Below are 18,410 nucleotides of genomic sequence, written 5' to 3'. Positions count from 1 at the left end.
CACCCCACTAACCCCTAACCCCTAACCCCTAACTAATGGCTACAGTTCTAACCCACCTTTTTGTAGCTTCTTAAATGGGTCTAAAATGAAATCAATCACTCGGCGTTGTCGAGTAATAACTTCTGCGGTCGCCGTCTGACCTGGGGTTAAAGGAATACGTTTATTCCCTACTTGGATCTCAGACGAATCTAGAGTAATATCCAATTCAAAAGTTTCCATTTTGCCTTGATTTGTATCCTGAAGTTTGGAGTCTGGTGAAATTCTACTGACCCTTCCGGATACAATTCCATAATCTTGGAAAGGATAGGCGTCAAACTTAATTTTCACTTTATTGCCCACTTTTAAGAAACCACTATTTTGGCTAGGTATAGAGGCTCTAAGTACAAAAGGAGTGTCTTTAGGTGCTATTTGGGCTATCATCTGACCTGGTTGTACTACGGCTCCTGGCTTTTCAATGGGTAATTCAAAAATGACTCCATCTACAGGAGATTTAACAACTCGCTGCTCTAACTGAAGCTTTAAAGATGTAATCTGGCTATTTGTTTGAGCAATCTCATATCCCAAGCTAGTTATCTGTGTTTGCAGATCTTTGAGTTGTTCTTGATTTTTTAATAGAGCCAACTTGCCAGTATGCAGTACACTTTTATAACTACCTTGTTGCTCAGCAAGTCTCAGTTTTGCTTGTTCAATGTCTGCTTGTGCTTGGCGCATAATCGTTTGATAGCGGTTGTGCTCCTCAGCTAAACGTAACTCGGCTTGTTTAATATCTGATTCAGTTTGCTCTTGCAATCGTTGGCTTTCTTCTGCTGCTTTTTCCAGTTCCACAATTTTAATTTCAGGAATTGCGCCTTTTTGTAAAAGTTTGCGATAGCGTTGGACTTCTTTTAAATCCCGATTCCAACGAGTTTTGGCTAACTTATAAGTAGTCTGGCTAGAAATTAGGTTTTGCTTTGCTTGGTTAACTAAAGCAAGTTTCTCCAATTTTTGTAAGTTATAAGTACTTTGTTTTGCATCTAAGTTTTGCTTTGCTTGATTAACTTGGGCAATCTTTTCTAATTCCTGAGATTGGTTTTGTTGTTGTTGGACACTAATAGCCAGTAGCAGTTGATTTTTGAGTAAATTCTGTTGCGCCAGACGATTTTGTTGTCCTTCGAGCTTTGCGCGTGTCTGTTGCAAATCAGTTTTTAGGACATCTGACTCCAGTTTTACTAAAACTTGTCCCGCTTTGACTGACTCTCCTTCTTTAACTTTAACCGCAGTGACACTTCCACTAACTTGAGTATCCAATCTTTGTGCTGCGCCTAGTGGTTCAATACGTCCTCTAGCACTTCCCGTCTCATCGACTTTTGAGAACATCACCCAAGGTAAAGCGATCGCACTAAAGACGACAAGCATATATAACAAAGAGCGAGTCCAACGTTTTGGTACAGCATCTAGAAGTTCCTCAGTAACGTAAAACCAATCGTTAGCATCTTCTACAGAATGATGTTCCTTAACTGAATTAAAAGTAGTGTCAGTTATATGTCGCTCGTCAGAAGGAGAGAATGTTGATGAAGAATTATTAGATGGATTAGCCATATGAAGGGGATAGGGGGTAGAGAGTGACCGTAGGTTGGGTTGAGGAACGAAACCCAACATAACTTATCAGTGACCAGTAACCAGTGACTTAACCTGCTTGAGAGAGTTGTTTTTGGTTGAGGTAGTAATAATGTCCTTTTTTTGCGACTAATTCGTCGTGAGTACCGCTTTCGATCGAAACCCCTTGGTCTAACACCAGAATCAAATCGGCATCGCGTATGGTGGAGAGGCGATGAGCAACGATCAGACTAGTACGTCCTTTGAGAATAGTCTTCAAGTTGTTTTGAATGATACGTTCTGATTCTGCATCTAAGTGGCTAGTGGCTTCATCAAAAATTAAGAACTGCGGATTACCTAACAATGCACGAGCGATCGCTAAACGTTGGCGTTGACCACCAGAGAGCATTCCGCCGCCTTCACCAATTTGAGTTTCGTACCCGAGTGGAAGTTGTCGAATAAATTCATCCGCCCCTGCTAAACGCGCCGCCTCAATAATTTCTTCTAAAGTGGCTTCTGGGTGAGCGATGCTGATGTTTTCTCGAATCGTACCGCCAAACAAGAAAGTCTCTTGGTCAACCACACCTATTTGAGAACGCAGCGATTTGAGAGAAATATTAGCCACATCGCGACCATCAATTAAGACTTTACCTGTAGTGGCAGGATATAACCCTAAGATTAATTTAGAAAGCGTAGTTTTCCCAGAACCACTACGTCCCACAACCGCTACAGTTTGCCTGGGCTGGATTTCAAAGTTAATGTTTTCAAGTACGTTTATGTCGCTTTCTGAATGGTAGCGGAAAGTGACATTCTCGAAGCGGATGTGACCGCGAAGTCTTGGCAAGGACTGGCGGGGTGATAAAAGTAAATCTTCTTCTGGTTCTGCATCGAGAACATCATTTATCCTCTCAGTAGCTACAACAATTTCTTGTAGTTGATTCCATAGTACTGTCAGACGTTGGAAAGGACGAATGACGTTACCTAACAGCATATTGAAAGCAACAAGTTGCCCAATGGAAAGTTGGTTTTGAATGACTAACCACGCTCCAAACCACAGTAATCCCGTCGTTGCTAAAGATTCGATGGTAGAACTGAAAATTTGTAGTTGGTTTGCAACTACCTGAGCGCCAAACATTTTTTTAATCAAATGATTCAAGAGTTCTTCCCAGCGCCAGCGCACTGTTTGTTCAATTGCCATTGACCGGATAGAACGAATTCCTGTGAGGGATTGAATTAGATAACTGTTCTCTTCGCTTAAGGCATTAAACACCTCACGGTTAATACGGCGGAGTAAAGGCGTGGTTATGAGAGTTAATAGGAAAAAGGGTGGTATGACCAATAGCACTAACAATGCCATTTGCCAACTATACCAAAACATCAATCCTATATAAATAAATACTGTCAGTAAATCGAGAATGATTGATAGTGCTTCTCCCGTAAGAAAGCGCTGAATTTTTTGATTCTCCTGAACGCGAGAAATAATATCGCCAACGTAACGAGACTCAAAAAAGGCTAAGGGTAAGCGGAAGGTATGTTTGATAAACCCCACTAACAAAGCGACTCCCACTCGATTTGCAGTGTGATCCAGCAAATATTGTCTTAATCCGTTCATGGCGACGCGGAATAATCCAAAAATCACCAAGCCTAGACCAACAGCAGTTAAGGTAATCGTGCTACCTTGAGTAATCACTCGGTCTAATAACAACTGGGTAAATAAAGGTGTGACTAGTCCAAAAACCTGAATAAACACAGAAGCCAAGAACACTTCGAGTAGTACCGTGGCGTGTGGTTTGACTAACGCAAACAACTGCCAAAAGGGCGTACTTGCTTCTTGGCTTTCTTTGAGTATTGCCGTAGGTTGTAATAACAACGCATAACCAGTCCATCCAGCTTTGAATTCTGCATGGCTTAGGTTACGTTGAGCGACGGCGGGGTCGCCAACAATTACCTGTTTGGAAGTGATTTCATAGACAACAATGTAATGTTTACCTTCCCAATGCGCGATCGCAGGTAGGGGTTGTTCGGCTAGTTTATCGAGACTCGCTTTTACAGGACGGGTAGCAAAACCAATGCTTTCTGCTGCTGCTGCTAATGCACGCAAGGATGCACCACTACGGTTGACGTTGGCTAATTCCCGCAACCGATTGACGCTCAAGCGTTTTCCCCAATAGCGAGCAATCATTACTAAACAGGCTACACCACAGTCCGCAAGGCTTTGTTGTTCAAAAAACGGATAGCGTCGCGTCAGTCGTCCCCATATTTGCCCCACTTTGACTTTGGGACTGGGAAAGTAAGGAAGCAGTCTTTTTTGTTTTGGTTGTGGTAGTGTCTGCGAGGGAAATGGAATGACTTTCCTCTGATTGGCTTTTGCAAAAGAGGCATTGCGATCGCTTGTTTGGTCATCAATCTTTGAATCAGAGGCGATTGATACTTGCCGCTCGAATGTGTCCGCCTGTTGTTGGGAAGAACGAATAAGCATATCCCAATTTTCTGCACGAGCCAACAGGTGAGCCTGTATACTGGGATATTTACTTATTAAAAGCTGCAAGATTTCTTCGTTAAGATAGCAAAGCTTCAAGTTATATGAGGCTCTAGCAACATATGAACTGAAATTCTCTTTTGGAAAAAGAGTCACTTCACCAAATGATGCTCCGACTGTAAGGGTGGAGATTAAATTACCAGAACTATCCAGCAGTCTCACTTTACCGCTAAGAATTATATAAATTCCAGCACGAGTGTTTGTTGATTGCCAAAACTGCTTTGCTGCTGCTGGTTCTATGATTTCTACCATTGCCAAATATGAAGCAAGCTCTTGTTCTGGTAGTTTTTCACCTAAAATACTGATGAGTTGTTGTGGAGAAAACTCTGATAGCATACTGCTTAGTTGTTAGTTGTTATTCTGAATTAAATTGAATGACCAATGGAAACTTGGCTCAAAGTTGGATTGCAAGTCACCGATCGCGATCGTTGTATTCTGAGACTGGTTTATTGCTGCTGTGTTAGAAGAGCTTTTTTGTTTCTTGGAAAGTCCCATCTTTTTCAGCAAGCGGTTGATGTGGCGATCGCTAATTTCAATACCCAATTCTTGAGCTAGGTGTTTGCTTAACCATTGAGCAGTCCAAGTATCAAATCCATAACCATACTCACGAGGGCTATATCTCACCAATTCTTTTAATCTTTCAATGTATTGGTCATTGACTGTCTTGGGTCTGCCTTTCGGTTGTTCTTGCCATTTATGTGCCAGCCCTGCTTTTGCTACAGTGCTCCAGTAACGCGCCATCTCTTTTGAACAACCTAATATTTCGCAGATTTGAGTTTGTGATTTACCCTGGTCTGCCAGTAACATAATTTCCAGCCTTCGACGGTGTTCTGGCTGTAAATTTGTTTGCAAATTCTTAATTAGAACCTTACGCTGAAAAGGTGTTAAAAATTTACTACACCCCTGACCGTTTGTTTCAAAATTATTGTCTATGTTGTTCATCTTTTACTAAGCAGTATCTTCTATTTTTTTGAAGATTTGAAACGGAAAATATTTCAAAATACACAAACCTTTCATTTATATTTGTAGCTAATTGGCTCTATGTAAAAACGTTGCATACTACGTTTCTACATACATGAAATTGTTACCAATCGCACTTAGTCTTACTAGTTTATAACAACAATTTACAGTTTGCAATTATCAATTTATCAATGATAATTGCTTGCTTAGTGTGATTACTCCTTTCCTGCCAAAATATTACTTAATGAATTAACCGCACAGGACGCCGAGAACGTAGAGGAATGAGCAGAGAATATAAGTAATTTTATAGCATCGAAGGGAGTAGCCGTTTTCTGGTATTGCATATTTGCTTGTGGGATGGGTGACACAAGCTGTCCCTTGTCTTGTGACAGCAGGCGGGACGCTAACCTTCCTATGTTGTGATAGTGTTTATTACATTTCAAATTAACTAAACAAGATACTCCTTGAATATGTTTGTCAACAAAATTACAAACAATTCGTTTGCAAAATTAAAGAATTGGTTTGAATACGCAGATTTTTCTGAAATCTGAAATTCTCTGAAAGACAATTTCAATGACCAAGCAACATTTCCTGAATCTATGTATCAAACTACTGCTCATTAATAGTAAAACTTCCTAGTGTTACGTCAAGACTTTATTTCTTAAAAAAAAGAATCTTTGTTGAAAATTTATATTTACTTTATAATATCTTCAAAATTAATTTTAGAGAAAAAAATATGTTTGTATAAATTGTATAAGAAGAGAGATAAAATCAAACAAATTAATTCTCTTAACGTTTTAGTAAAAATACGTATATCATAATTTACTATTTCAATAAGTATTGGATTCTTACAGATGTGGTTATTACCCTATTTTAGGTACAAAAAGAGTTACAAATATCATGGTTAACAGTTATTAATTACCAGTTGCCAGTACATCCCTATAGTATACAGCTAGGGAATTTTAACAAGGATAATTTTTCTTGTTTCCACAAATTCATTCGCAAATTTTATACCGAACGGATACAGTACTTCTCTTTATCGTTGTGATTTATCAGACCCCTCCCTGTGTCTCTTAAAAAGATAGGTTGACTGGTCATATGTATCAAACTCAGCAGAATTTATACCCCAAGAATTTTACTCTGAGCATTTTAGGGGATTTTCACTCTCAAAGGGTGCGATCGCTCATTCAAGCAAAGTTGGGCGATTGGAAATCTAACCCCAAAATGACCAAACCTCAGTTACCTTTGGTATCGCAAGCGAAAAAAGGTGGTGTCTTTTTTATCAACCAGCCCCAATTGACTCAGAAGTAACAGCCCCTTAGGGACTTTGTATGCAACGTCTCTACAATATAAGTTTTAAAGATAAATTTGCTCAGAGCCTCGACAAGGGACTTCCAAATAATAGAATATCCTAAAATTTCTTGTGGTGCGGGCGTCCCGCCCGCCACTAATATAGAACGGGCGGGGACGCCCGTCCCACAATCACCGGATAATTTATTTCTTGGAAATCCCCAACTTCTGCGAAGTTGAGGATCTAGCAGCCTCAGTAGTTCATTGTATGTTGACAATTAGATAAAAGTTTAATCAAGAAATTTTTGTGTAATTTTGACAGTATCTCATAGTAAGTTTATACGAGATATAGTTTGAGAAGAGTAGTATAGTTACGTAAGTAAAAATTGAGCTTTGACAAATACACAGTATTTACCACAGTTTTTTAGTCACAAAGACTGGCATAAGTATTGCTGAAAAAGGACTTTTTGGCAACACGTCAGGATGAGCTAGGTATTTTTCCTTGCTTACAAGTTGAGGTTATCAAGTTTTGCATTGATTCAAAATTACACCCAATAAGATACAGATGAGAACTATAAAGCCATACCTACAAAATGTAAAGTGCTTTTTGCTGCTTGCTTCTGCCATCACAAGCTCTGTGTTAGCACCATCACCTAGTGATGCTGCTACCTTTGCGACGTCTCAAGGCGAGTCACTCTATCTAAACTTTAGCCAAACACCCTTTTCGACTGACACTGTAGCTGATACTGAGACACTTGCCCTGTCCAAGGGGGGTTTTGCAGCTGCTTTTGCTGACGCACAAGCAGTTTTTGTGGTTAAACCATCATTTACATTCAGTTCATCTTTAAGTACAGCACTAGGTGAAACTAAAAATTACTTAGGATTAGCAGAAAGTGCAACTATAGTTCGCGGCTTTTTCAATGTAGAGGCAAATACACTCTTTCATTTTGACTTTATAGCTAATTTAGATCTGGTAACATCAATAGATCGTCCTAAAGAAAATGCAAGAGCTGCTGGAGATGTATTTTTAGCCTTAGTTGACACAAAGCAAAAGCGTGTCTTAGATTTCTTTAGCCTTGTTGGAAATTTAAACACTCTTGGAAATGACGATTTCGTTGCACTTGATAAAAGTGAAAATGTTACCTTCATTGAGCCAGAAAGTGAGTATAATTATAGTTTTGGAAGCAATAACGAATTTGTCACAGCGTCTGTCAAAGGTTCCCTAAACCGCGAGATAACTCAAAATACAGTTTTAGCGCTAGTAGAAATTAAGAGAAATCAGGCTAGAGTTCAAGCACCTGAACCTTCAAGTATCCTGGCTTTACTTGCTCCAAGTACAGTTATAAGCTTAGTATTAAAAGGTAAACGCAAAGAGAAATCTTTAGAATCCTCTTCGCAATCAAAAGTATTTACTGAGGTTTGATACCTTGTTTAGAGAATGTCAGTGCGATAAGCCAGGTACGGCTTGCGTTTCGCGAGCGCAAATTTTGTTGAGAAGTCAGAAAACTCCAGTAATCGCATTGACATTCAATTCAAATAACTGGTACTGATTGTTTAAATGTTAGCTTTTGTTCTTGTAGCACCAGATCCAAATTATATTGAGCTGCTGCCAAATCTGGATTCATAGAGATGGACTGCTGATAGTAGGCGATCGCAGTTTTGAAATCTCCTACCTGTTTACACTTGTTGCCTAAATCGTTGTTCAGCACGGCATAATGAGCTTGTTCATCTAGGGAGAGCTTTCTTTGAGCATGAAGTGCATTAGCTTTGTTAACTTCAGCTTCAATACACTCAGGCTGTAGTTCTAGCGCTTTTTGATAGCAGGCGATCGCTTGTTCCCATTTACCCAGCTGTTGTAGAGCGTAGCCCAGGTTATTATATGCGGCGCTTGCATCCGGCTGTAGAGCTAAGACTCGATTATAAGCTTCTATCGCTTCGGATAACTGACCTTGAGTTTGATATAAATTCCCCAAACTAAATAAAGCCTTGACAGAATGGGGCTGAACCTGAAGCAGGTTTTTCAGCAGATTTTCGGCAGTTTGGTATTCACCTTTTTGCCTCATCAATACGGACAGTCCATGAAGTGCTTCTGGATGATTCGACTCAACTTCCAGAATCTGACGATATCCCTGCTCAGCTTTGGCGAGTTGATTTGCTTGATGAGCCTGAACAGTGAGATGAAAGGCTAGAGGCAAAGCCCTGACATCCCATTTTTTATTCTGACAATTTTTGTATTTGACTATGATATGCTGAAGACGGCGCTCTTTCACTCCAAAAGAATATTTATATTCCTCATTCCCCCTTAAAAAGTCGTAGACTTTAAATCCATTTTGGATAGCATATCGGATCGTGTCAGCATGGAGAATAAGACCAGGAGGGGGATTGTTAAAAGTTTTATCACGACCTGTGATGACAAATAGCATGGATTTCTGCTGAACATCAACAAAGTTCGCGATCGCTCCTAAAGGTTTGTCCCCTTGCCACAGAACCGGAAAATACAGACATTTATGTTCAAAACAATGACGTAAATTAGCGCTAACGATACTCATGATTACGCCACAATTATCCCCTTTTTTCTCTCTCCATGTGGACTCCCATAACTTGAGTAGTATCTCAATATGAGACTCTAGATTGTCTGCGTTAACATGGGTGATATGAAACTCGTCAGAGTTTTCTATTTTCCTTAAAAAGCGCCTTATTTTTTGGCGAGTATTGGAACTGAGGTAGTTTTGCAGATATTGTTCCCAGTTATCCGATAATGAAACATAAGGGGCAATATAATTATCGGTATCTTCTCCAGAATTGTGAATTCGGTGTTGAGTGAACTCAAAACTATCTTCAGGAAAACTCTTCAAAAACCGGGACATCCGTGTATCTGTTTCTAGAATATTTTGTATGTTGAAACTAGACCATTCTAACTGCTGTAGGATGTAAGCTGCAAAAGCAGGAATCACCTTTTCTTCATAACTTGGCAGACAAATCATTCCCGTGTAATCTGCTACGCTATTTCCTGCCATGTAAAGTTCAGTATAAAAGCCACCGTCATCCTGCTGTTCTAGTACAATTTTCAAAGGGAAAAATGCAACATAGGATGAATCATGGGTATCTGGTTTAGCAGCTAGTATAAACCACTGCTCATACACCATCGGTAACCATCCAGATAGCCACACCCAGGATAAGAAGAATTGAGCTTGAGGATCTGCTGCATATACAAAATCCCAATTATTTCTTATTTTCTCGAATGTTTCATCGTCTTCAATTATATCAATTTGCATACTATTTTTACCTTAGTTGACACAACTCAAAAACGTGTTTTAAATTTCTTTAGTCTTGTTGGAAATTTCACCGCTCTTAAAAACGATGATTTTATCGCAATCGCTCAAAGCGAAAATGTTACCTTCATCGAGCCAGAAAGTGAGTATAACTATAGTTTTGGAAGCAACAACGAATTTGTCACAGCGTCTGTCAAAGGTTTCCTAAACCGCAAGAACGCTCAAAATACAGTTTTAGCGCTAGTAGAAATTAAGAGAAATCAGGCTAGAGTTCAAGTACCTGAACCTTCAAGTATCCTGGCTTTACTTGCTTCAAGTATAGTTATGAGCTTGGTATTAAAAGGTAAACGCAAAGAGAAATCTTTAGAATCCTCTTCGCAATCAAAAGTATTTACTGAGGTTTAATTCCTTGTTCAGTGATTGTCAGTGCGATAAGCACTCTTTCGGCTTGCGCTTCGCGATAAGCTGGGTACAGCTTGCGCTTCGCGAACGCAAAGTTTGTTGATAAGTTAGAAAACTCCAGTCATCGCATTGATAATTAATTCAAATAGCGAATCTGAATATTTGCGGGATGCACCTGTCTAAAGTCTGACTTAATTAAGCGCATTTATCCTTTAGGAAGATCTAATGCATATGCAAAAACAAAACCTCCAGCCTGAGCTCTACGACCAGTATCAATGGAATAATTGTTCCCAATCACAAAATTGATATCTCCTTCAGCAGTTCCAGAAACATTAGCCTTAGCACTAGCATCTTTTGCATCGACTGCAGATGCTTTAACATAACCAAAACCGAGAGACAGAGAACCACCATTACCCAGGGGTATACTATTGGTTTTAGTTATAGCCTTGACTTTGGTAGAGTCACCATAAGCAGTACCTTCAGTAGTAACTGAAGTCGCAGCGCCTCCTAATATTGCATTGTTTTCAGAAATGATGTCTAAATGGCTTAAGTCGGAGATAATCATAGCTAGAAACGCCTTTATAATTCTAATGTTTTGTCAATTTATTATTACATATTATGCCAGTCATCTTCTACTTATTTATAAAAAATTTACTTTTAAGACTCATTTATAAAAATTTTACCATCAATGATTTTTAGGAAATTTAAAATTAAAAAATATCTAACTTTTTGTGGAATGGCGCTCACATTTCATCCTATAAAATGAACGGGTGAGGAAGCCTACCTTACAAGATGAGGAATTTATTTCTTGGAAGTCTTTTATTTTATATTAAGAGGATATTTGTCAGCCAATTCATACTTGCTTTATCAATTAGAAATCGCACAGCAGATCCTACAACGGGGGAACCCCCAGCAACGAACTGGCTCGACTATTTGATATCCCTGGAATCTCTATTTCTCTGTTCTCTTTTATCTAAGGCTTGCTTTGCTTTCAAAACTTCTTTCAAATAGCTTAATTGCCTATTCCAAGCTGAACGAGGAAGTAGGGGAATCTTCGTTAATTCATCTTTTGATGAATCAACGACAGTTTTTTTCTCTTGAATTTTGGTAATTTCTAAATTTTCTACCACGATCTATTGCTCCGCCAATGAGTAAGAAACTTCGGGTTTGTTCTGCCAACTTTCAGACCACTGAATACGATCGGCACTAAAGTTTAATGGATCGTTTTCTGGTAAGGGAGTATTTATAGGCTCCACAATTAGCTCAAATTCACCATTATCAAAGGGGAATCCTTGCGCTCTCACTTTGGGAATAACGCGCTCCCTCACACCTTGTTCTTCATGAACAAGAGCTACCACATAACATACCAGCTGCGTTAATAGCTTTGGCAATTTCCAGCCAGTCTAGACGCAGAAACGCCTCACCGCCGATGAGGGTAACTTCTTTAATCCCAACTTCTGCCATTTGCCTGACAAGATCCAATGCTTCCTCGGTGGAGAGTTCTTTAGTGCGTGCATTGCCAGCACGGGAACCACAGTGGCTACAAGCAAGATTACATTTTAAGGTTATTTCCCAAACGGCGTAAGTTGTGCGGCTATATGACATGGCTAATTCTTCTTGTTTGGAGAGGTTTATTTGTTTGGTTTATCAATCGCTTTTATTTTCACAAGCTCATAATCAAAGTTCTCTCCATGTTTCTCGATAGTTTTTATCTTTACTTTATCAAAACCTTGAAGATCGTAATTGACATCAGCTACAGGATCTTCACCAATTGCAAGAGCCATTCCTGTACCCTTGAGCTTAGCACCACCGTTCTTCTTAGCTTTAAGTGTAAGAGCTGTAGCAGTAATAGTAGTAGCACCATATCCTGCAGCTGACGCATCAGCAGTTATAGTCCCACTAGCACCACCTACAATTAGTTCGTTTTCTGAAGCATTCTCTAAATGGGATAAGTCTGCAATCTTCATAATAATTAACCTTTTTGTTTTCAATTATTTGATGCGCTAATTTTGACTCGATTTGTCTATATACTCGTCATTTGGAACAACTACCCCATATAGTGCTTGTACGGGTGGATCGAGTGGATCGATGACTACGCCATACAGGGGCTGTGGGTCATTGGGATATGGTTTGGGGTATGGTTTTGGATGTGGTTTTGGGTAGGGTCTTGGATGAGGATGAGTGGGATATTCTTCTTTGGCAGGCCAAGCATATCTCAAACCACCGACAGCCCCCACTAATTCCTCTTCGCTGAGTTCGTAAAACTCACCATTATCTTTTAATTCCAATATTTTGATGGTGGCTTCTTCAAACTCATCTTGAGAAAATATATAGCCACTATCTGCCATTACCTTTCTCACTTCTTCGGCTTTCTCGCTCATGAGTTGGGTGCGGAAAGCTTCATCTTTAACTAGTTTGATAAGAAAGTCTTTGACTTTTTCAAAAATTTCTAGGGACATGATGATTACTTTCTCCTTGAGTACTACTCTTTGTCAGGATACAGTTAAATGAAGGTTTACTCCAATACATCAAGTTTGAAAATAAATAGAAGGATCTGCTACTTGACGTAACTGTTCAGATGAAGAATAGTTATCTGTGACAATTTGCGGACATCGCATACAAGCTGCCTTACCTTCTTGCTGCCACCAGCGACAATTTCGGCGGATAGAACAGGGTGGTAGTTCTTCTACTACAGCAGGTAATTGTTCCACAATCCGCATTGATAGACGACAGTCTTTGCCATCAAAATGCTGACAACCCGACTCCATACAGGATGCTGCGGTTCGAAAAATTTCAGCGGGTGTAACTGAGCCTACCTTTGCCATTAATTCATTTGTAACGGGTAGGGGTTGTTTGAGATAGGCTATACGGGGTGCAGTCGCCATTCCACCGACTATGCCAAAGACAACACCATCCGCTGATTCAGGTCTAGCACTAGGACAAAGGGTTGTTTGGGTGGGGATAATGTCTTCCATTAATTCAGCCTCCATTGAAAGAGCATCTTTAACACTTGAAGGCTAAAAATTAAGCAAGTTTATTGTAATCCTGTGCAATTAGTCCAACTATAAGTGGTGGACGAACTGGCTTAAACCCTGCTACTATAACCTCTGGAGTCTTCTTACTTAAAGCTTTTGTAGATTTATCAATTGTCAGACCACCTGCAACTTTCGCAGCTTCGTCATCAGATAAAGCTAAACAACCCTCTTCTTCTACTAGCCCCCTTCGTATCACTGCATTAGTAATGGCAAGATCGATTAGGTCATTAATTTCTATGTGATGGTTAGATTTTTTATTGCTTTCCATATGTTTACACTGGGTGATTGAATTATGTCAATTGTTTGGTACAAGATGTGAGTATTGTTCTAGAGCATCGATACAGTAATGCCAAAAACCAGGTTTCTTTGATTTGAGCCAACGAGATATCAAGTCATGCCACCCTTTTTCGGGTAACGAGATATCAAGTAACGCCTCTTTCAAGGAACGAAATATCAAGTAACGCCCCCCTTTTTAAGGGGGGTAGGGGGGATCTTCTTAGATTGATGTATTACTAACCAAGCAGTATCGGATGTGTAATATTCTCTAGAAGTGCAGGTAATTTCCCCTAATCTCGTGTTTTAATTTTCATTTAATCCTAACATAATTATGTTAGGATTTGCATATTAATTCATCAAAAGGTTTACTAAATTTTGTGTAATAGGGAAACCAGTTTCATTTTCAAAATGAATAAACATTGGACTGGGATTTGCTTCTAAAAAAATATATTCATTGTTTGGTTTAACACGCCAATCAATAGCAGTCCAATCTAGCATAAATGCTTTTGCGATCGCCAAAGATTGTTGTTGAACTGCTTCTGGTAATTCTCTAGGAATCAACTCAGCATCCGTATCTTCTCGAAAGTCTATAGCAGGGCTACGAATTTCAGCAGAATAGACTGATTCTCCAATAACATAACTGCGAACATTTGTACCAGGAATGTATTCTTGTATTGCGATCGGAGAAAGCATCAAAACTAAATTTAGACGTTTAGGTTCTAAATGTTCCTCTGTCAAAACTTGAGTATGAGCACCACCATAAACTGGTTTAAAAATGACTTTTTCGTGTATCTGAACAAATTCTAAAATTTCTTCTGGATGATTACCGATTAAAGTATCTGGAATTGTGACCCCTATTTGTTTTGCTTTGTTTAGTTGCAACGGTTTTTCTTTATGAAATTGGTATGCTTGCCAGGAATTCACCCAACGAGATGGACAAGCTTGCATGAATGAGCGTAGGGCACTCATAGAATCGTTAAATGCAATTTGCTGTTGGTATGAGTCTTTCAACTGAGGAATATAAACACCAGAGAAAGTACGCCAAAATATGCTGTGAATCTCCTGAAGCTTTAATCGCCGCCCTTCTGGTAGAGTCAAGCATCCTATTTGGGTATTAGGATTCCAAGACATTCGCAATTGTGTGGGAAAAAGGTTAGTATCTAAATAATCGACTCTTGCGCCTGCTTGAGTAAGAACATTTTTGAGATGGGCAGCATGGGTATCTGAAGAATTACCTAGAATTAAAATGTTCATTGGAAACGAAAAATTTAAACAGTTAGTAGTTAGTGGTTAATAGATAGTGGTTAGATATTAGGGTTTTTCTACCATCTACTAACCACTAACTACTAACTACTAACTACAACGAAATTACCAATCGATTGAACTTCCACCAGCTTCTAACCGAGTTTTAGTAACAGGATGTCCACCCTCTTCACCTAGAGCTAAAGTGGTAACCTCAGGAGGCTTAGTAGGATGTTGAGGCTTAGTGGGGCGTGGTTTGGGCCGAGGATCGTCTCCTCCTTCACTTCCGGGACATGGAGCAGAAATACACACTATTTCACCGCCGCCTTCTTCGCCGAAAGCTTTAGTAGTAGCAATTTTGAGTCCACCCGTGACTTGGTTGGCTTCTTCATCGCTGAGGTTTTCTTCAAAATTTAGTTCTAGCGCTTCTAAGTCAGAAATATCTAAAGCAAAAGGATGGTTCATATACTTTTCCTGGATGTTCTAATTCTTGAAAAGAATTTATTGTGCTTGAGAAATCGATAATAAAGTTATCCAGTGTCGTCGAGTCTTAATGAAGTGGGTTGCACCCAGTCAGAAGAATCTACGGGCTGGATAACAGTGGAATTGAGTTGTTACTGTGGTGAAGGGGGCGTGATGGCTTTAACCTTAATACGACCAATAGCTATAGCACTGGAACTTCCGTCAATAGAACGAACCTTACTCTTGACGAAAGTTTTTTTACCTTCAGCATCACCGAAAACACTAACCTCAGCTGTAGGATCATCTGCGTCAGAGGCTACTGCCACAACAAAACCTTTACCTCTAGCGATAAAACCATTGTGAGGTAAATTTTTAATAGAGGTTGTAACGAGCTCGCTAACGTCACTTGAGTCGCCATAAGCCGTTCCCTCAACAGTGACTATGACTCCGGTACCACCTATAATGGCAGTGTCTTCAAAAATGGTTTCCAGATGACTTAAATCGGAAATAATCATAGCGGAAATGAAAGTGTGAAACATCATTGAATTGAAATGTGCTCTAAAGTTCAAGTAGTGCCTGAACTCTTGAGTCTCTTTGCTTTTACTTTCTCCTAGCGCTATGTTTGGGTTAGTATCAGCAGCTAGGAGTAAAGAAAAACTTTAACTTACTCGTTGGCGAGAAAGATAGTTATTAAAGTTTGGTATCCTGTCTTCAGTTGGTAAATGCGATCGCAATCCGTCGATACCATACTGATGAAACTTCATTTAAATCTAGCTTCTTTTCATTATCAGTTAAGATGACCTGCTCATCCTTATTGCTGTAATAAATATCTAGTTGAACCTTTGTAGGAAAACGGTCTGTATCAAAGCGAAAAGCCCTTCCGCCTTTTGCTTCAATAGCATTCATGACTAAAGGTATACTTTCGTTGTCTTGGCTATAAGTAATTATTAAAACGGTCATACAATGAGTAGATTTTGGATTGACGATTTTAGATTGCAGATGAAAAATTGAGTAACAACTATAAATTGCATTGTCTTGGACTCTCGATTTAATCATTAGTCCACAATCTCCAATCTAAAATCCAAAATTTAGAATCTAAAATTAAGCAACTAGGGTGTCTGCAATAGTATTTGAAATAGGATAACCCAAGTCCCGTTCTAGCATCCCCCACTCTCCTGTAGGATTCACTTCTAAAAAGATGTACTCCCCAGATGGTGTTTGGATGAAGTCAAATGCTCCAAAGACTAGCCCAAAGCGAGCCATGAAAGTCTTGATATTTTGGATGAGTTGATTGGGAAGTTCATGAAATAACCACGTACAAGCCTCATCACTTGCTAGTCGCCAATCAAGAGTGGATGCTGCATACTTAGAAGCATCTAGCGCCCCTACAAATACATTACCATCTACAAACACCACCCGCAGTTCCCGTTGCTTTGGAATTTGCTCTTGAAAAACCATGGGACAAGAGCGTAGTGTTGCGGCATCGAACAAGTCTTTTTCTTTCACAGCACTAGTGTACATGAAGAAAGAAGAGCCTTTCATACTCTTGGAAAGAGGAGTTAACAACTTGGTTACTATTTTTCCTTGCACCTTATAGAAAAACTCTCGTGCTTCCTCAGCGTCATTAGTGACAAGAGTCTGAGGTATAGTTAGACCGACTTCACTCGCAACTCTCAATTGTCGTAATTTGTTTTTTGCAAAGTTTACTCGCTGCAAGTTATCAATCCAACGAGCCTCTCTGAGACTGTCCCAAAAGCCTTCCAAGGCAGCAAGTGACTCTCTAGCGCATGCTGCTTGAAAATGAGGTGCCATTTCTTCACTCACTTGTGGTAACCAAATACGCCGCATCCAGACAGAGCGTACATACTTGGTGCTAGTGGAGCAGTTACCATATTCCAACCGATGATGATTTCCAAAGTTATTCAGCTTGGCTTTGAGTTGCACAGCTAGAGGAAATTTATCTGTGTCTAGGCGAAATGGTTGTACACCCTTTTTTGATAAGGCTTCTGCCACTCTATCTACTGTGAAGAAATCACCACTATAAGTAACTAATAAAACAACATCACGTGATAGGTGCATAAGACATCGTTGGTATCCCTAAGTTGTTATCTTTGCATTTAGCTGCGAGCTAAAGTCATTTCTATATTTATTTGACTCGTTTATTTTACAAGATAACCATAGTCATCGCTGTCTGATGGATACTTTAGCGTAACTGCCTCATGTATATCGCTCCTTGGACAAGTGAATTTGACTTAAGTTATCACTTGCGATTTACACCCATTCATTTGGTACTAGAACTTGAGCTAGAACTTGAGCTAGAACTTGAGCTAGAACTTGAGCGGCTGGTACTATAACTACCATGAGAAGAAGTACTGATAAATACAGTTTGGCTAGTCTCACTTTCTTTGTCCTCAGATGTTGTCACTACGCTAGTTGCCTTTACAACATTTTCGCCATCATTTGAGACTACTTTTTTGATAATAACTTGATGTTCTGTCATAATTTTCGCTTTCAAAAGTATCAGAACTAATGCCTTTATACAACTAGGTTTCCAAATTTTCACCCAGCTTTTTGTAACTGGTAAAACGCTGAAAGCGCTTTAGAGCTTCCAGCGTTTCAATTCAAGCTTGAAAGAAATGTAACAAGTAAAGGTTTTCTCTATATAAGATGAAAAACTTTACGAGTAACCTCTTCAACAGAGGTTACTATATTAATTAGTAGCTAGAAACTTTTACTCACAGGAATGAAGCCTAGATGAGCAAGAGTATCTTACCACAACTTATTAACCGTTAGTTGCGGATACGGATGAGGAGTAAGCACCAGAGTATTTACTGTCGGTCTTAGTACCAGTAAAGGTTTCAGCAAGTGTGTCCTTACCGTATGCATCAGCTACAGCTTCAGCATCAGCTGCATTACCTTTGACATCTACGTCAGACTTGAAGCTCTTCTTGATGTCAACGTACTTCTTAACGTTAATCTTTTCATTTTTCTTGACATCAGCGTAGATTTTTGCTCCACCTACAACACCGTTTCCAACAACAACTTCTAAGGTATTTAAATCGGAAATAATCATTGGTTTTCTCCTGGGAATTAATTTTTTTGGGAATTTGTTTGTGAGCGACTTGTTTTTGTCTCTCACACTTTTACTATAGCTTATCTATTTTAAAAGTCAACATCTGTTTTCGGAATTATCCATTATTTTCATCAATCATTTTTATCAAAAAATTAGAAGACAATCTATTCATTAAAGTTATAAAAATAAAAACAACAAAATTAGGTAATACCAATATTTTTATTACCTAAATAAAACTTATAGCTATTGATTTTTCTAAAAATTAAACAGTTTACAGTATCTTA

19 protein-coding genes and 3 pseudogenes are annotated in these 18,410 nt (G+C 39.2%); 3 read left to right on the top strand and 19 right to left on the bottom strand.

Translation table 11 applies throughout. The features are described from left to right. Window positions 1–39: 39 nt before the first annotated feature. The 3 genes from ACKTT2_RS27655 to ACKTT2_RS27645 form a co-directional block, all read right to left on the bottom strand. On the bottom strand, window positions 40–1,578 hold the full coding sequence (locus tag ACKTT2_RS27655; protein ID WP_407892637.1) for a beta-barrel domain-containing protein: 1,539 nt from the start codon (window positions 1,576–1,578) through the stop codon (window positions 40–42). Between the two features lie 88 nt (window positions 1,579–1,666). Continuing rightward, entirely contained in the window at window positions 1,667–4,450 is a 2,784-nt protein-coding gene (locus ACKTT2_RS27650) for a peptidase domain-containing ABC transporter (RefSeq protein ID WP_407892635.1), read from the bottom strand. A gap of 12 nt (window positions 4,451–4,462) precedes the next feature. Beyond that, on the bottom strand, window positions 4,463–5,056 hold the full coding sequence (locus tag ACKTT2_RS27645; protein ID WP_407892633.1) for a helix-turn-helix domain-containing protein: 594 nt from the start codon (window positions 5,054–5,056) through the stop codon (window positions 4,463–4,465). Between the two features lie 1,128 nt (window positions 5,057–6,184). Between ACKTT2_RS27645 and ACKTT2_RS27640 the strand changes: the two are divergent. After that, window positions 6,185–6,379, top strand: a pseudogene (locus ACKTT2_RS27640) (insulinase family protein); the annotation flags it as partial. Window positions 6,380–6,929: 550 nt separating this feature from the next. Continuing rightward, window positions 6,930–7,787 carry a hypothetical protein gene (locus ACKTT2_RS27635; protein ID WP_407892631.1) on the top strand — a complete coding sequence of 286 codons (858 nt, stop codon included), beginning with the start codon at window positions 6,930–6,932 and terminating at the stop codon, window positions 7,785–7,787. A gap of 109 nt (window positions 7,788–7,896) precedes the next feature. Here ACKTT2_RS27635 and ACKTT2_RS27630 read toward each other — a convergent pair whose 3' ends face one another. Further along, window positions 7,897–9,639, bottom strand: coding sequence for a GNAT family N-acetyltransferase (locus tag ACKTT2_RS27630; protein WP_407892629.1), 1,743 nt, complete (start codon window positions 9,637–9,639; stop codon window positions 7,897–7,899). Here ACKTT2_RS27630 and ACKTT2_RS27625 point away from each other — a divergent pair. Beyond that, window positions 9,634–10,041 (top strand): PEP-CTERM sorting domain-containing protein, encoded by a 408-nt coding sequence (locus tag ACKTT2_RS27625; RefSeq protein WP_407892627.1) that lies wholly within the window; start codon window positions 9,634–9,636, stop codon window positions 10,039–10,041. The two genes, ACKTT2_RS27630 and ACKTT2_RS27625, sit on opposite strands and share 6 nt — an antisense overlap. A gap of 202 nt (window positions 10,042–10,243) precedes the next feature. Here ACKTT2_RS27625 and ACKTT2_RS27620 read toward each other — a convergent pair whose 3' ends face one another. From ACKTT2_RS27620 to ACKTT2_RS27550, 15 genes and pseudogenes are all read right to left on the bottom strand, one after another. Continuing rightward, window positions 10,244–10,603: a hypothetical protein gene (locus tag ACKTT2_RS27620; protein ID WP_407892625.1), complete on the bottom strand. Its 360-nt coding sequence runs from the start codon at window positions 10,601–10,603 to the stop codon at window positions 10,244–10,246. 364 nt (window positions 10,604–10,967) lie between these two features. Further along, the gene (locus ACKTT2_RS27615; RefSeq protein WP_407892623.1) at window positions 10,968–11,168 is read right to left on the bottom strand and encodes a hypothetical protein; all 201 of its coding nucleotides are present in this window, start codon (window positions 11,166–11,168) and stop codon (window positions 10,968–10,970) included. Window positions 11,169–11,171: 3 nt separating this feature from the next. After that, entirely contained in the window at window positions 11,172–11,396 is a 225-nt protein-coding gene (locus tag ACKTT2_RS27610) for a hypothetical protein (protein ID WP_407892621.1), read from the bottom strand. Beyond that, window positions 11,392–11,643: pseudogene (locus ACKTT2_RS27605) on the bottom strand (radical SAM protein); the annotation flags it as partial. The gene ACKTT2_RS27610 and the pseudogene ACKTT2_RS27605, both read right to left, overlap by 5 nt. Window positions 11,644–11,669: 26 nt before the next feature. After that, on the bottom strand, window positions 11,670–12,005 hold the full coding sequence (locus tag ACKTT2_RS27600) for a hypothetical protein (protein ID WP_407892620.1): 336 nt from the start codon (window positions 12,003–12,005) through the stop codon (window positions 11,670–11,672). A 36-nt stretch (window positions 12,006–12,041) separates the two neighbouring features. Beyond that, complete coding sequence (locus ACKTT2_RS27595; protein WP_407892618.1) at window positions 12,042–12,497, bottom strand: Nif11-like leader peptide family RiPP precursor; 456 nt, start codon at window positions 12,495–12,497, stop codon at window positions 12,042–12,044. 69 nt (window positions 12,498–12,566) lie between these two features. After that, on the bottom strand, window positions 12,567–13,013 hold the full coding sequence (locus ACKTT2_RS27590; RefSeq protein ID WP_407892616.1) for a nitrogen fixation protein: 447 nt from the start codon (window positions 13,011–13,013) through the stop codon (window positions 12,567–12,569). A gap of 49 nt (window positions 13,014–13,062) precedes the next feature. Beyond that, window positions 13,063–13,341, bottom strand: a complete 279-nt coding sequence (locus ACKTT2_RS27585) for a hypothetical protein (RefSeq protein WP_407892614.1) — start codon at window positions 13,339–13,341, stop codon at window positions 13,063–13,065. A gap of 356 nt (window positions 13,342–13,697) precedes the next feature. Then, on the bottom strand, window positions 13,698–14,603 hold the full coding sequence (locus ACKTT2_RS27580) for an ATP-grasp domain-containing protein (RefSeq protein ID WP_407892612.1): 906 nt from the start codon (window positions 14,601–14,603) through the stop codon (window positions 13,698–13,700). A 114-nt stretch (window positions 14,604–14,717) separates the two neighbouring features. Then, complete coding sequence (locus tag ACKTT2_RS27575; protein WP_407892610.1) at window positions 14,718–15,056, bottom strand: hypothetical protein; 339 nt, start codon at window positions 15,054–15,056, stop codon at window positions 14,718–14,720. A 149-nt stretch (window positions 15,057–15,205) separates the two neighbouring features. Beyond that, the gene (locus ACKTT2_RS27570) at window positions 15,206–15,568 is read right to left on the bottom strand and encodes a hypothetical protein (protein WP_407892608.1); all 363 of its coding nucleotides are present in this window, start codon (window positions 15,566–15,568) and stop codon (window positions 15,206–15,208) included. Window positions 15,569–15,785: 217 nt separating this feature from the next. Then, window positions 15,786–16,013: pseudogene (locus ACKTT2_RS27565) on the bottom strand (MvdC/MvdD family ATP grasp protein); the annotation flags it as partial. Window positions 16,014–16,154: 141 nt separating this feature from the next. After that, on the bottom strand, window positions 16,155–17,132 hold the full coding sequence (locus ACKTT2_RS27560; RefSeq protein WP_407892606.1) for an MvdC family ATP-grasp ribosomal peptide maturase: 978 nt from the start codon (window positions 17,130–17,132) through the stop codon (window positions 16,155–16,157). 192 nt (window positions 17,133–17,324) lie between these two features. Continuing rightward, entirely contained in the window at window positions 17,325–17,453 is a 129-nt protein-coding gene (locus tag ACKTT2_RS27555) for a hypothetical protein (RefSeq protein WP_407892604.1), read from the bottom strand. Window positions 17,454–17,835: 382 nt separating this feature from the next. Beyond that, the gene (locus ACKTT2_RS27550; RefSeq protein WP_407892602.1) at window positions 17,836–18,126 is read right to left on the bottom strand and encodes a hypothetical protein; all 291 of its coding nucleotides are present in this window, start codon (window positions 18,124–18,126) and stop codon (window positions 17,836–17,838) included. Window positions 18,127–18,410: the final 284 nt, after the last annotated feature.

The organism is Scytonema hankhaensis NUACC26 (genome assembly GCF_045865695.1).
Lineage (GTDB): Bacteria > Cyanobacteriota > Cyanobacteriia > Cyanobacteriales > Nostocaceae > Scytonema.
The sequence above is the reverse complement of the archived record's forward strand: the minus strand, read 5'-3'. Positions and strand labels throughout refer to the sequence as shown.

What these genes read in the sequence shown, in the direction of transcription:
- ACKTT2_RS27655 (WP_407892637.1), bottom strand. Translation starts at nt 1,578, where the DNA reads ATGGCTAATCCATCTAATAATTCTTCATCAACATTCTCTCCTTCTGAC.
- ACKTT2_RS27650 (WP_407892635.1), bottom strand. Translation starts at nt 4,450, where the DNA reads ATGCTATCAGAGTTTTCTCCACAACAACTCATCAGTATTTTAGGTGAA.
- ACKTT2_RS27645 (WP_407892633.1), bottom strand. Translation starts at nt 5,056, where the DNA reads ATGAACAACATAGACAATAATTTTGAAACAAACGGTCAGGGGTGTAGT.
- ACKTT2_RS27635 (WP_407892631.1), top strand. Translation starts at nt 6,930, where the DNA reads ATGAGAACTATAAAGCCATACCTACAAAATGTAAAGTGCTTTTTGCTG.
- ACKTT2_RS27630 (WP_407892629.1), bottom strand. Translation starts at nt 9,639, where the DNA reads ATGCAAATTGATATAATTGAAGACGATGAAACATTCGAGAAAATAAGA.
- ACKTT2_RS27620 (WP_407892625.1), bottom strand. Translation starts at nt 10,603, where the DNA reads ATGATTATCTCCGACTTAAGCCATTTAGACATCATTTCTGAAAACAAT.
- ACKTT2_RS27600 (WP_407892620.1), bottom strand. Translation starts at nt 12,005, where the DNA reads ATGAAGATTGCAGACTTATCCCATTTAGAGAATGCTTCAGAAAACGAA.
- ACKTT2_RS27595 (WP_407892618.1), bottom strand. Translation starts at nt 12,497, where the DNA reads ATGTCCCTAGAAATTTTTGAAAAAGTCAAAGACTTTCTTATCAAACTA.
- ACKTT2_RS27590 (WP_407892616.1), bottom strand. Translation starts at nt 13,013, where the DNA reads ATGGAAGACATTATCCCCACCCAAACAACCCTTTGTCCTAGTGCTAGA.
- ACKTT2_RS27585 (WP_407892614.1), bottom strand. Translation starts at nt 13,341, where the DNA reads ATGGAAAGCAATAAAAAATCTAACCATCACATAGAAATTAATGACCTA.
- ACKTT2_RS27580 (WP_407892612.1), bottom strand. Translation starts at nt 14,603, where the DNA reads ATGAACATTTTAATTCTAGGTAATTCTTCAGATACCCATGCTGCCCAT.
- ACKTT2_RS27575 (WP_407892610.1), bottom strand. Translation starts at nt 15,056, where the DNA reads ATGAACCATCCTTTTGCTTTAGATATTTCTGACTTAGAAGCGCTAGAA.
- ACKTT2_RS27570 (WP_407892608.1), bottom strand. Translation starts at nt 15,568, where the DNA reads ATGATTATTTCCGATTTAAGTCATCTGGAAACCATTTTTGAAGACACT.
- ACKTT2_RS27560 (WP_407892606.1), bottom strand. Translation starts at nt 17,132, where the DNA reads ATGCACCTATCACGTGATGTTGTTTTATTAGTTACTTATAGTGGTGAT.
- ACKTT2_RS27550 (WP_407892602.1), bottom strand. Translation starts at nt 18,126, where the DNA reads ATGATTATTTCCGATTTAAATACCTTAGAAGTTGTTGTTGGAAACGGT.